This is a genomic window from Paenibacillus sp. NPDC056933 (assembly GCF_042674385.1).
Lineage (GTDB): Bacteria > Bacillota > Bacilli > Paenibacillales > Paenibacillaceae > Paenibacillus.
Genome location: NZ_JBHUQN010000001.1, coordinates 1,999,520 through 2,012,953, shown reverse-complemented (window position 1 = coordinate 2,012,953; position 13,434 = coordinate 1,999,520). Strand labels below are relative to the sequence as shown.

The 13,434-nt window shown below is 48.5% G+C and carries 8 protein-coding genes; 1 reads left to right on the top strand and 7 read right to left on the bottom strand.

Annotated features, from left to right (window positions below; genetic code table 11):
• Nucleotides 1–85: 85 nt before the first annotated feature.
• From ACFTRD_RS09205 to ACFTRD_RS09195, 3 genes are all read right to left on the bottom strand, one after another.
• A complete protein-coding gene (locus ACFTRD_RS09205; protein WP_379379051.1) occupies nucleotides 86–1,000 on the bottom strand; it encodes a hypothetical protein in 915 nt (304 codons plus the stop codon).
• A 60-nt stretch (nucleotides 1,001–1,060) separates the two neighbouring features.
• The gene (locus ACFTRD_RS09200) at nucleotides 1,061–1,801 is read right to left on the bottom strand and encodes a polysaccharide deacetylase family protein (protein WP_379379049.1); all 741 of its coding nucleotides are present in this window, start codon (nucleotides 1,799–1,801) and stop codon (nucleotides 1,061–1,063) included.
• A 400-nt stretch (nucleotides 1,802–2,201) separates the two neighbouring features.
• The gene (locus tag ACFTRD_RS09195; RefSeq protein ID WP_192266751.1) at nucleotides 2,202–2,705 is read right to left on the bottom strand and encodes a ferritin; all 504 of its coding nucleotides are present in this window, start codon (nucleotides 2,703–2,705) and stop codon (nucleotides 2,202–2,204) included.
• A gap of 174 nt (nucleotides 2,706–2,879) precedes the next feature.
• Between ACFTRD_RS09195 and ACFTRD_RS09190 the strand changes: the two genes are divergently transcribed.
• Nucleotides 2,880–4,133 (top strand): amino acid permease, encoded by a 1,254-nt coding sequence (locus ACFTRD_RS09190; protein ID WP_379379047.1) that lies wholly within the window; start codon nucleotides 2,880–2,882, stop codon nucleotides 4,131–4,133.
• Nucleotides 4,134–4,195: 62 nt separating this feature from the next.
• On the opposite strand, the gene ACFTRD_RS09185 is transcribed toward ACFTRD_RS09190, so the two are convergent.
• The 4 genes from ACFTRD_RS09185 to ACFTRD_RS09170 form a co-directional block, all read right to left on the bottom strand.
• Nucleotides 4,196–4,315: a hypothetical protein gene (locus ACFTRD_RS09185; protein ID WP_017688846.1), complete on the bottom strand. Its 120-nt coding sequence runs from the start codon at nucleotides 4,313–4,315 to the stop codon at nucleotides 4,196–4,198.
• A 103-nt stretch (nucleotides 4,316–4,418) separates the two neighbouring features.
• Nucleotides 4,419–4,676 (bottom strand): YolD-like family protein, encoded by a 258-nt coding sequence (locus tag ACFTRD_RS09180; RefSeq protein ID WP_192266749.1) that lies wholly within the window; start codon nucleotides 4,674–4,676, stop codon nucleotides 4,419–4,421.
• 162 nt (nucleotides 4,677–4,838) lie between these two features.
• Complete coding sequence (locus ACFTRD_RS09175) at nucleotides 4,839–6,539, bottom strand: COG1361 family protein (RefSeq protein WP_379379044.1); 1,701 nt, start codon at nucleotides 6,537–6,539, stop codon at nucleotides 4,839–4,841.
• Nucleotides 6,536–13,246 (bottom strand): DUF7507 domain-containing protein, encoded by a 6,711-nt coding sequence (locus tag ACFTRD_RS09170; RefSeq protein ID WP_379379042.1) that lies wholly within the window; start codon nucleotides 13,244–13,246, stop codon nucleotides 6,536–6,538. The genes ACFTRD_RS09175 and ACFTRD_RS09170 overlap by 4 nt, the downstream gene beginning before the upstream one ends.
• Between the last annotated feature and the right edge of the window lie 188 nt (nucleotides 13,247–13,434).

The window sequence follows — 13,434 nt, the reverse complement described above, 5'->3', positions numbered from 1 at the left end:
ATGATGCAATTTGCCTAATACATGAATGGGCTGGCCTGGAGCACTCACTCCAGGCCAGCCCATTTCTATTTCTTTGGAAACCAGGTTACTTAACGGAAACAACCATACCCAGTGCATCAAGTGGCACCTGATGGGTCTGAAGCTGATGAATCTGCTTGCCATCTTGCCAGGAAATGGTTACATTAACGCTTTTGCCACCACTTGGATACTCCACATTTACGAAGCCTTTGTTCTTCGGCACTGGCAGCGTATGTGATTCAAGGTACTCTACCATCTTCTTCGCAATACTAGGATTATTCATGTTGTCCTCGGAAACAGAACGGATCTGAAGCGTCCATCGGCCTTCCTCCCAGGTTAAATACTGGGTGCCCGCTGCACCTTCAACCATTCCTTTAATACCATGTCCCAGATCCACCGTCATGTCCTTTGGAATGTCTTTCAGGTCTGTCTCGGGGAAGATATCTGTACTGTTCGGGTCTTTATACGTCTTCACTTCATAAGAAGCCAGAACCGGCACCTTGCTGCCAGAAACCGTCAACGAAGCATCATTAACTGCAACAGGTTGATCAGTAGTATAGAAGTTTATCCGAAAAGCTTCTGAATCATTCGAAGGGATCGATGCAGTCAGGTTTTTTCCTTTAGCCAGAGTAAACGAAGTCGGCAATAAAGCGTTTTTCATTTTCAACTGACTACGAATATCCTTAATGACCTCGTTCACACTTTGCTGGACTTGACCATTACTGCCTGTTTCCGAATTCGATGCCGATGTCCCGCTTCCTGCAGAACCCTCCGTGCCCGTTGTTCCGGTTGTATCTGCTCCACTATCTTTCGTTCCGTTGGAGAAATCGGCTCCCCCACTGCCCGACTGTGCCTGTTCACCAACCGCAGGAGGAGTGTTGTCTGGCGAGGATGACTTGGTATCCTGACCTCCACACCCCGCAAGAGCAAGCAGCACCGCTGTCGTCACAGGAATGGTTTTCCATAGTTTAGGTTTACTCATGTTGTTGTCCTCCTTGAAGCCTGTATTGGAATCCGTATATCTATTTCAAGTCTGCACGTATTAGCGTTTGTCATTCCAAAAATTCACTGGCTGTACTTTCTTGGTCAGCACTTCAAACTGGTACCCTTCTGCTTTCAGTGTCTTTAACACTTGTGGAAGTACCTTCAATGTCGCTTCCTGGTCATGCATCAGTACTACCGGAGTTGTTCCACCCTTTTGCACATTGTGAATCTGTTTCATTACGCTGTTGTAAACTTTCTGATGATCCTTCTTATACTTCCAATCCTCGGAATCCACATTCCAATCCCACAGATGGAATCCCCCCTGTCCCAGCAATACATTGCGGTATGCGGACTTGAGATACGGCTTGCTACCGTACGGGGTACGAACCAGACTTGTTTTGACTCCAGCTACCTTATTCAGACTTTCATTTGCCTGTTGCATTTCTCTCAGTCCACTGTACGCAGATTTATAAAATTTCCCAGGAACATGCGTTACACCATGCAGGCCCAGTCCATGTCCATCTGCAACAATGCGTTTGGTGGCCTTTTGAAACTTCTCCATCTGAGGTCCGAGCATAAAGAATGTCGCTTTGGCCTTATACTGATCCAAAATATCCAACAGTTGTCCCGTATGGGCTGTTGGCCCATCATCAAACGTCAAATATATGATTTTGGCATTCGCTTTATTTCCAGCATTCTTGGATGTGGATGATGCAGCTGAAGCCGATTGCGGCAATAGAAATGGAATGATGAATAGAATAGCGAGTGCGGTGATGAACGTTTTACGAATATGTAGCATAATAAAAGTCTCCCTTATGTCTTGTATTTCCCCGGGTGTCTATGTTTCTCTCATTGCAGCCCTTGGCGATAATCCTAATTCTATCAAAAAGGTTGCGTCCCATTCTCGTTTCAAATACTACGTTCGAGTTACACTTTTGTCAGATTAGCCAAAAAAATAAAACGAATTTGATAGATTTGCTCGAAAAAGAACATCCGACGGGATAGTTCCATGTTGACATATTTTCTATTAACCCAAATTGTGGATTCTGATAGATGGATGCCAGGAATTAATTTAACGCAAGTCGGAATTACACCTATACTGGAATAACAAAAAAAGCCTGCCAAAGGCAGACTTTTCATATGTAAATCGATTTATTTCATACACGGATAATCCATGTCGTAATTGCATTCGTCCCCTGTTACTCCGCAGGAGCGGTGAACGAACGCTTGCCAAACTCAGCGTCCAGCATGTAGAAGGCATTGCTGTCTTTCTCGATACGGCGTAATTTCTGAATGATATTGTCAAACAAAGCTTCCTCTTCGACTTGCTCGTCAATAAACCATTTCAGGAAATACATCGTGGCATGTTCGCGCTCATTCAGGGCAATATCAGCCAAATTGTAGAATTTCTTTGTGTTTTGCTGCTCATGTGCATATCCGTGTTCGAATACATCCAGCATCGAGGAATATTCATTCTTCGGCTCTGGCAATGCATCAAGAGTTGCCCGTTGTCCACGGTCATTCAGGAATTTGTATATTTTCATCCCATGGAACCGCTCTTCCTCCGCCTGCACGATGAAGAAATTCGCAAATCCATCCAGGCTTTTGCTGGAACAGTATGCAGCCATCGCAAGATATACATGTGCCGAATAAAACTCAAAGTTCATTTGTTCATTTAAAGATTGTGTCAGCTCTTTACTCATCAGAATTACACCTCATTCTTTCTCTAGGGATGGTTTTATTCTATCATAACGACAACTGGACTTACATTGATTTTTCTACATAATTCGCCAATGACTGAATGAGTCTCTTCCTATATAATTACATAGTTCTCTATCCAATATCATTTCATTCTGGAAGGCAGGCCTTTATATTTCATGAACTCATCTACGCAGCTCAAAAAAACCATAGGTATGCCGCAAGCTGTTGCGCTTTATATAAGTGCAGTTCTCGGTTCAGGTGTCCTGATTGTACCCGGACTTGCTGCCGAACTGGCAGGCCCTGCTTCACTCCTCGCCTGGGGAGGCATGGTGTTACTGATTCTTCCGCTTGCCTTGTCCATGGGGCTACTCTCGGCACGTTACCCCAACGCAGGTGGCGTGTCCCATTTTGTTACTCTCGCTTTCGGACAACGGGCAGGAGCTTTAGTTGGCTGGTTCTTTCTAATGTCCGTTCCGATCGGCGCTCCCGTTGCATCTCTGACAGGAGCAGGTTATATGACGGCTGCACTGGGCCTCGGTGAAGGATACAGAACAGCTATCGCTGCTCTGATGCTCGCAGCTGGACTGATCATTAATATCGTGGGCATGCAGGTCGCTGGCAAGGTGCAGATCGGTGTTGTGCTGGCGATTATTGTCGTGCTTGTCATGGCATTTGTGTTCGCAATTCCAAACATGGAATCCACACATTTCACACCATTTATGCCGAATGGTTGGGTAAGCGTTGGTCAGGCCGGAGCCATTTTGTTTTGGTGTTTTATCGGCTGGGAAGCCGTATCGCACTTATCAGAAGAATTCACGGACCCGCGAAAGGCCGCCATTAAGGGCGTAACCATCGCAGCCATCATCGTGGGAGTGCTCTATTTCCTGACTGCCCTGGCAACTGTAGGTACCCAAAGCTACCTTCATGGCGGAGCTGATGTCTCCCTTGTATGGATTATTAGTCAGGCACTTGGCTCCTGGGGAGGGATTCTTGCCGGGTTGACTGGCATATTTATCTGCACCGCTACGGTTATTGCTTATGCTGGAGCCGCATCACGGGTTGCCTATGCACTTGCAAGACAAGGAGCCGCCCCACAATGGATGTCACACTTGTCCAGTCGGTACCATACACCGGTAGCAGCAATCGGGTTCCTAGCAGTCTGCTTCACTCTGGTCCTCTGCATTTATGGGTCCGGGCTTGTATCACTGACTACACTCATTCAGCTTCCCAATGCAACGTTCATTCTCACCTATCTTGGGGGATGTGCAGCTGGAATTCGATTACTCAAGGGCAGTCGTACTGGAGTATTGATCAGTTGGATTTCTTTTGTGGCGACAGCAATCGTATTCCCGTTTGCGGGATGGGCTGTTCTATATCCTGTCGTCATTGTTGTCCTCTACGGACTCTTCAGCCGCAAACGGCAATTCTGAATATGAACAAAAAAAGCTCTGCCATCATGGCAGAGCTTCTTTCATTCAATGAGAATGACGTATTATACCAGGAACGCTTTGGAGATGATAACCAACAGGATGAACAGAACCAAAATGGCACCTACAGAAGTGAAACCTCCGTATCCGTAGCCTCTTGTTTCTCCACCTAATACTTCGCTCATTGACCGTACCTCCTCTGCAACAGGTATGGGTTATCTTATGCAGGGAGAACGTTTTTGACAGGGCGGATGCCCTAATTATTCAGACCCAGTTTATCATCTCCGTTTAATAACGTGGAGAATCAATACGCATAATATCAAGGAACGGCACTTTGGCCGTCAATTCTTCCTCTGTATACTCCACATGCACAAGCCGGGTACGTGAATCCAGCTTAATAATGATCCCATGAACCTGGTCTTCCTTCCCCCATACAGTCAGCAATACTTCCGAACGTTCATGAAATGCTTCAACTAACCGATTCCCCAACTCTTCAAGTTCAAACTCATCCCGGGTAGGTCTTTTTGCAACTTTTGCTTTTGCCAATGTAGCGGCCTCCTCTATAGCTAATCCGACGTCCCGATTCACGGGTTGTTTGCCGAGGTCAATTTCAATTAGTATACCATTCATTTACGTTCGTGTAATGTCATGACTCCTTAATGAAGCAAAAAATTACTTACATTTACAGCTAAAAGCTATTGTCTCCCATTATTCATCGCCATCTTCGACAATAATGGTGTATACATTCGAAATGGACGTTCCTGAATGCCTCTGCCCGTTCCACTCGTAGGTGTACATTGCAGTTACGGAACCCTGCTGGATTCCCAATTGTTCAGCGGAGGAAATTTGAGCAACGTAGGTGATTGCTCTTTCTGCTCCAGGTTCCAACTCTCCCACATGTAAATATCTTGGGGTAGAGAACCCTGAAATGACCGCTTGTTCGCTTACTTCTGCCTTCCCAATCCATTTGGCACCTGACGGAAGCACATCAGCCAACTGCACTCGCGCAGACCAGGATCCTGTGTTGGTCACATGCACATAAAAGGTTACATTCCCTCCTCGTTCGATCAGGTCAGGCTTCACTTCCACATGGACAGAGATGATAGGGTACTTCAACAGAATAACAGCTGTATTGGAGGATATGATTCGCTGCACGGACCGAGAATCAGGTAAGCGAAATGTATAAATCAGGCGAGCCTGATTCATCAGCTCGAAGACTGGAGGTACATCCTCCTCCTGTTTCTGCTCTAAAAGGATCACATCAAATTGGATGTTAACTGTAGATCGTGCAGTCAGCGTGCCCAGATTGATACCTTTAACCAGATTTGTTCCACCGCGCTTCACGCCATTCCATCCGAGACTTCCCTCGACATAAAGCAGGCCTGGCGGGAGAAAATCCGTTACGATAGCATCGACTGCAAATGAACCTTCATTGTGTACTGTGATCTGGTATTGAACGGTATCCCCAGGAGCAGCGATGGACGGATTTACACTTTTTACAATTGAAATCTGGGGCTGAATGATCTGCAGCGTTGCTACGTTCGAATACACAACTTCCAACTTGTCACCTGAAGTGTACTCCAGCACAGCCTGGGTTGTTATACTCTCTGCCATGCTTCCTCCCATGACCTGTACCCGAAATTGGATAGGGACCGATTGCCCGGGTAGAACATCACCTATCGCAATTCCGGAATCAGGCGTCGTTTCGGGAACAAAAATCTCATTTACAATGACACTTCCCGGTAGAAATTCAATACCTTTGGGCAATGGAATGGTCACCCACGCATTGTTACCTATCAAAAAACCAGGATTGCTCACCAGAAGGTTGTACGTGACGATATCCCCGACAAAGGTCTGTACACGATCTGCATTCAAAACCAACGACAGACTTGAGGAAATGAGACTTACTTCCACCACATTGGATTTCTCTTCTCCCTCAACCGTCCGTCCTTCCGGTGTCACAAAGTCATATCGAACCTTCGCTTGATTCACCAGTTTCAAGGTCGGTGGGAGACCGACGATAATCACCTGGAAATGAATGCGTAACGTCGTTCCGGGCACGACTTCCTGCCCCGGTATCCCGCTCTCCGGCGATACTCCGGGTAGTGGAGCCCCATTCAAAAGTACACTATTGGGAAGAAGTGAAGTTTCTGATGAAAGTGAATCCAGCACATGTACCATGGCAGAACAATTACCGGAGTTCTCAATTTCAATCAGGTAGGTCAGTGTCTGCCCCAGAGCAGCCTCAGCGGTGTTGCAGAACTTACGAACCTCCAACCTGGGGCCGATCCATGGTGTAACTACCGTATTGGAGTAGGCCACTTGTTCCAGTTCAGTCGTACCCGAGCTGAAACGAACCAATGACTGATTCTGTAACAAGTGGGACAACGGACCGGAAGATGGGCTCATATCACCACAACCTCTACTCTGAATGTAACGGTAACTGAACCCCCGACAGCAATTGAACCGAGCGTTATCCCTGTATTTGGATTCCCGGTAGGTCTTGCGACGCCATCTACTGTTACACTTCCCGGCACGAATACAGTGCCTGTTGGCACAGGGTCTACCATGACCACGTTATTAACCACTTCAATGCCGCTGTTGGTTACAACCACGGTATAGGTGATCACGTCACCAACAACAGCATCAATCGCACTTGTGCTTTTGACAACATTAACATTCGGTGCAGATACAGGAATCACCAGAACGTTGGAGGACACCGTTCCCGTCAGCTGACGGCCATCCGGCGGACTAAAGGTATAGTCTGCCACTGCCTGATTGACCAGCTGTTGATTCTGCGGCAGTGAATCCACAGTAACTTCAAGCGAGACCGTTACATTAACAGACCCTCCGGGTGGTATGGTGCCAACCACAATTCCTGCTTCCGGATTGGCACCTGGTTGTGGAACACCATCAATCAGGACACTGTTTGGAAGCAATACTGCTCCATTTGGAATGTTATCCGTTAATGTCAAATTCACTGCAAGATTCCCACTGTTGTTAATGGAAAAAGAGTAGACGATGTTGTCACCAATGGTCGCATTGGAGGTACTCGCTGTTTTGGTTAAGCCAATAATCGGCTGATAAATTGGCGTTATCACCGTATTCGAGTAGGCTGCCCCCGAGAAAACACCCGATGTGAAACTTACGGATGACTGACTGCTCACTTGCGGCGGTGAAGGCAGCGTTTTAACCCGTACTGCATACGATACTGCTACAGATGCTCCAGGCGCCAAGGTACCAAGCGAAATGCCCAGTGCCGGGTTTGCCGAGGCACGCGGAACACCGTCCACCAGAACACTGCCAGTGACAAACGTTGTGGCTGAACTGATTGGATCGGTCAATACGACGTTGTTAACCGGTTCAATTCCATTATTGGTCACAACCATTTCATATACAATTGTATCGCCAACGACAGCATCCACTGCCGGAGTCGTCTTCACCACACTGACATTCGGAGAAGATACCTGGATATTGAGAGCATTGGATGATATGCTGCCTCCCAGTGTTCTTCCGTCTGGCAAGGTAAAGGAATAGGTTGCTGAAGCCTGATTGGTTATCGACTGACTCAAGGGAAGAGTAACAATCACGACCGAGAATATGACCGTGGTTGTTGTGGAGACTACGCCGAGCGGGATGCCTGAAGCCGGATCGGCTCCTGGTGCTGAAGCTCCATTAATAATGACGCTATTCGGGACAAGTTCTGTTCCGGCTGGAATGGTATCTGTCAACGTGACGGATGCCCCATAGTTTCCCGTATTGGAGATGGCAATGCTATACACAACGGTATCCCCGACGGTGGCTAAAGCCTGATTTCCCGTTTTAACAGCCGAGAGAATTGGCTGATACACAGGCGTAGTGACCGTATTCGAAAATGTGGTAGCTGAAAAGGCACCTGATGTAAAGCTCACCGTAGATTGATTGTTTAGAATTGCACTGGCCGGGAGTGCTGTCACCTGCACACTAAATAGAACAGTCACGGTAACTCCAGGTGCGATAGAACCAAGCGTTATTCCGGTTGAAGGATTGGCACCTGTTCGAAGAACACCATCAATAAAGACGCTGTTTGCTCTAAGAACAGTACTTGCCGGCAAAACATCCGTGAACACCACATTACTGACCGTCGCAATGCCGTTATTGGTTACTGCGATGCTGTACGGGACGACATCTCCAACAGATACAGCTATAGATGTCGTCGATTTAACTACATCGACATCGGGTGCCGACACCGAAATAGTAAGTACGTTAGACAAAACAGATCCCGTGATGTTGCGGCCGTCAGGCAGCGTGAAGGAAAGAGCGACCGAGGCCTGGTTCACCAGCCGTTGAGGAGATGGCAGGGAATCAATAACAACCGAAAAGGTAATCGTTGTAGTTGCCCCGGCAGCGACAGTGCCTGCGGGAATGCCTGTTGCAGGATTGGCGGCAGGCAATGGCTGGCCATTCACGATGACACTGTTAGTAACGAGAAGGGTCCCTGCAGGGATATTGTCCGTCAGGTTAATCTGGGCACCATAATTCCCCTGATTGGTGACGGTTACCGTATAACTGACGGTATCCCCAACGGTAGCATTTTGTGTACTGGCTGTTTTTTGTGCCGAAAGGATGGGCTGGAATACCGGTGTAACCACAGTATTAGAGAACGTTGTGCTTGAGAATGCTCCAGAGGTAAAGCTGACCGTGGATCGATTGCTCAACTGACCACTTGGCGGGATCGCGTTAACATTGATATTGAAAGTGACGGTAGCGGAAGTTCCGGGAGCGAGTGTGCCGAGCGATATCCCTCCTGCCGGATTGGCTCCGGGCTGTACCACCCCATTCACGGTAACACTGCCTGCGACGAAGGAGGCTCCGGCAGGAATCGGATCCGAAAAATGAATATTGTTTACCGGTTCTATTCCGCTGTTCGTTACCAGAATAGAGTAGGTCACCGTATCGCCTACAGTAGCCGCGGTGGAAGCTGTACTTTTGACGACAGCGACGTTTGGTGACGAGACCGGGAACGTGAGCGTATTCGAAGTGGCGGAGCCAGTTAACGTACGTCCGTCAGGAGGTGTAAATGTAAAGGACGACGTAGCAACATTGCTAAGCTGCTGCGGAGATGGAAGTGAATCCACAACAACAGCAAATGTGACCACAGCCGTCGCTCCCGCTGCCACAATACCTACCGGAATGCCTGTTCCTGGCGTCGCTCCAGGCTGCGGCACACCCGATACCACCACACTGTTGGCTACTAAAGTAGTCGCAGCAGGAATGGTATCTGTCACCGTAACATTTGCCTGAAGGTTGCCTGTGTTGCTTACCGTTACCGTATATACCACCGTATCACCTACGGTCGCATTTACTGTATTGGCTGTTTTGACGAGTGAAATTTGCGGTTGTATTACCGGAGTCTGTGTTGTATTGGATGATGATGACCCCGAAAATGAACCGGATGTGAAGCTGACCGTCGACTGATTGTTAATCTGTGAAGGGATCGGCATAGTAATCGTCACCTCAAAAGTTACGGTAACCTCGGCTCCTGGAGCCAACGTACCGATTGGAATGCCGGCGGTCGGATTGGAGAGCGGGAATGAAGTCCCGTTCACAATGACGCTTCCGGGTACAAATGGGGTATTCGCAGGAAGAGGGTTGACATATAACACATTATTTACAGCTACTGTACCGTTATTTCGAATAACAGATGTGTATTGAATGACATCCCCGACCACGCCGTACTCTGCATTGTCACTGTTTACAATGGTTACATTGGGCAGAGATACGGGAATGGTAATCGTGTTCGATGACAAAAAACCGGCAACCGTTCTCCCGCTCGGAAGACTGTAGGTGAATGATGCAACCGCTTGGTTAGTCAACTGCCTAGAATTAGGCAAACTGGTGACCGTTGCAACAAAGGTGACTGTTACGCTTGAGCCTGCAGCGATCGACCCCAAATTAATGCCTGCTGCCGGGCTTACACCTGGTGTAGGTACACCATTAATAATGACGCTGTTCGTACTGAACACAGCTCCCGCAGGAATCGGATCCGTCAAGGTAACCGTCGCGGCAATATTGCCTGAATTATTGATCTGAATGGAGTAGTTAAAGGAATCCCCTACCGTCAAATTAGAGGTGCTAGCTGTTTTTGCTACTTGGATCACTGGTTGATATATGGTTGTATTCACCGTGACAGACGAAGAAACGCCATTAAAACTGCCTGACGTAAATGCTGCACTTGCTCGGTTGCTGACTGAACCTGTGGACGGAACGGATGTCACTCTTGTTTGATAGGTCACCGTAACGCTGCTCGAGCTGTTCAATGCACCGACAGCAATGCCCGAAAGTGGACTTGCATTCCTTGCAGCAGCTCCATTAATTGTGACACTGCCGGAGACGAATTCCGAACCGGTCGGCGTATCGGAGATCACCAGATTTTGGACCGCACTAATGCCCGCATTGGTTGCAATAACGGTATAGGTCAGGATGTCGCCTACCGTCGCATCTGGTGTATTTACGGTTTTGCTAATGGAGATATTGGGGGCCGATGCAGGTATGCGAACGATATTGGACTGACTGCTGCCTGAGAGATTCCGTCCGCTCGGAAGCTGGTACGTATAATTTGCAGTCCCCTGATTCTCCAGCGTTGGCGGAGACGGGAGTGTGCTGAGTGTAGCGCGAAACACCACCGTGGCCGTAGCTCCCGGCAGAATACTGCCCAATGTTATCCCGGTCAAAGGGCTGGTTCCCGGACGCGCAGTACCATTCACCGTTACTGAATTCGGAACAAACGTTAGTCCAGCCGGAATGGTATCGGTTACCGTCACTTGAGCTGCTATGTTTCCGCTGTTTGTCACCACAAGTGTGTATGCAAGCTGATCGCCCAATGTCGCGTTGGTTTGGCTCGCGGACTTGTTGATGCCGATTACTGCCTGGTATACAGGGGTTGTAATGGAATTGGAGTTGGATATCCCCGTGAACGAACCCGAGCTATAAGAAACTACCGCTCGGTTGGCTAACGACCCTGAAGCAGGCAGAGACTGCACATTCACCTGAAACGTCACCGTCGCAGAACTTCCGGCTGCGATGGTACCAATAGAGATGCCACTGGTCGGATTTGCGGAAGGTACGGCCGTTCCCCTTACGGTTGCACTGCCAGACACAAATGTTGTTCCTGCAGGGAGAGCATCTGTGAGTACCACATTGTTAATCACCTCGATGCCGCTGTTGGTGGTAACTATGGTATACGTGAACGTCTCCCCCACAGCAACATCGGTGACTGATGCTGATTTTACCGTCGTCACATTGGGCAATGTTACCGGGATCGTTAAGGTATTCGAGGCAATTGTGCCTGTAATAGTCCGGCCGTCAGGCGAGCTAAAGGAGTAGGAAGCCGTAGCCTGCTCCACTAGAGTGGGCGGTGTCGGTAAGCTTGTTACAAGTACCTGGAAGGTCACTGTATTTGTACTTCCTGCTGCGAGGCTTCCCAAATTAACGCCTGTCGCCGGATTGGCCCCTGCAATCACATTTCCATTCAGACGGAAGCTGCCTGCTATATACGAACTGCCGCTCGGAATGTTATCCGTCACTGTAACGTTGGCTGACACATTTCCTCCGTTGTTCACCTGAAGCGTATACGTGACCTGGTCACCCACCGTGGCGTTGGTTGTACTCGCCGACTTCACAATGGACAGGTTTGGCGAATAAACAGGAAGTGTAGAGTTATTGGACGGAATAACTCCCGTAATCACTGACCCCCCTGCCACACTTTGAAACGTAAAAGCGGCATTCGCTGAATTCACCAGCTGCAATATGCTTGCATCCTGGCTAATGAGCGCACGATAAGTTATTACGATGCTGCTGGACAGGTTTAATGAGCCCAGCGGAATGCCGGCCGTCACGTCGAGTGTTGAGCGCGACACACCAGCGACCGTTACACTCCCTGGAATGAAGGTAAGCCCTGCAGGCAGTGAATCAGATAACACCACGCTGGCCGCACTGGCTGTACCTGCATTGCTGACGGTCACGGTATAGAGAATACTATCGCCCGCTACCGCACCGGAGGCAACCGATGCCTTGGCCACTGTAATTTTGGGCGCATTAATATCAACCTGAATCGCATTGGCATTAACAATGTAAGCATCCCCGGAGGTCGTCAGCGTTAGCACCGCAGAAGATTGGTTGTTAATCAGTCTCGCTGACACATCCACATTCGTAATATCCCAACCCTGTCGTCCACCGATAATATTGGTGCTTGGAGCCCCGTTGATCTGATTTCGTGTCCCAAACGTTCCTGTCGTATTAAGTGCTCCGGTATCTCCATTGATTTGGGAGGCAAAAAAGTTTGCAGCCAGATTATTGGGGCCGGACAAGGCAACCGATGTTGCCGAGGTCGGACCGAATAATGCCTGGTCCCCGGTCCGGTTCGCGTCCCCCTCCTGCGCACTGAACAGGGCTCTCCCTCCCAATGCACCCGAAAGCGGAGTGGCAAATCCAGTCAGTGTAGTAACAACTGGTGCAGAGGTGGATTGAACCAGTACCCCACCAGCACGCAAGGACATGTTGCGAAAGGGTAGACTGGGGTTCTGGTAAATGACACCAAGCGTCCATCCCGCATGATTAGCCGTGGAGTCACTAGGAATAACAATAGTCCCTACCACTGCCCCTGTTATGTACGTACCCGCCCCGCCATTCTGAACCAATGTCGTTACATTGGCTGAGCGGACATATCCAGCAGCATTATTCCCCAGATCGAACTGATTGTAGGTAAGTGGATCAGGGGTAACACTGAAAGTTCCTGTGGGTGTAATAAACGTAACCGGGTTGTTGATTGCAGCACTTAGATTGATTGTTCCATTGATGTAACTGCCGCCCCAGATCAATTCTGCATACAAGACGGTGCTGCCAGCAGGAAGGACGAGTATAGCCGCTGAACTGTTGCTCTGATACAGGCTTGTGGTTCCGAGGGGATAGGTGCCGTACTGGACGCTGGCGTTAGTTGTAGTAAAAGCTCCAATACTGTCCTGCGTTCCCGGCACTCCTGCGGTTTCCGAACGGCTCAGTCCAAGCGTATTGCCTGTAAATGTAATTGCTCCCGTAGCATTAACGGTTGAACGAACGATAAGAGGAATTGATCTCACCTCCCCTTCATCATAATTGCAGTCATATGAATTGGAGCTTTCAGTTACAGTCTATGAGCCTAATTTGTTTTTTTGTTTGTCCCTGATAATTACTTAGTACTCTTTGCACTTATGTAATCTTAGTTTCCATTTTCATAATTAAATGATTTGCGTTTCGCACAATGTGTTCTATAATCAGATTATACGAG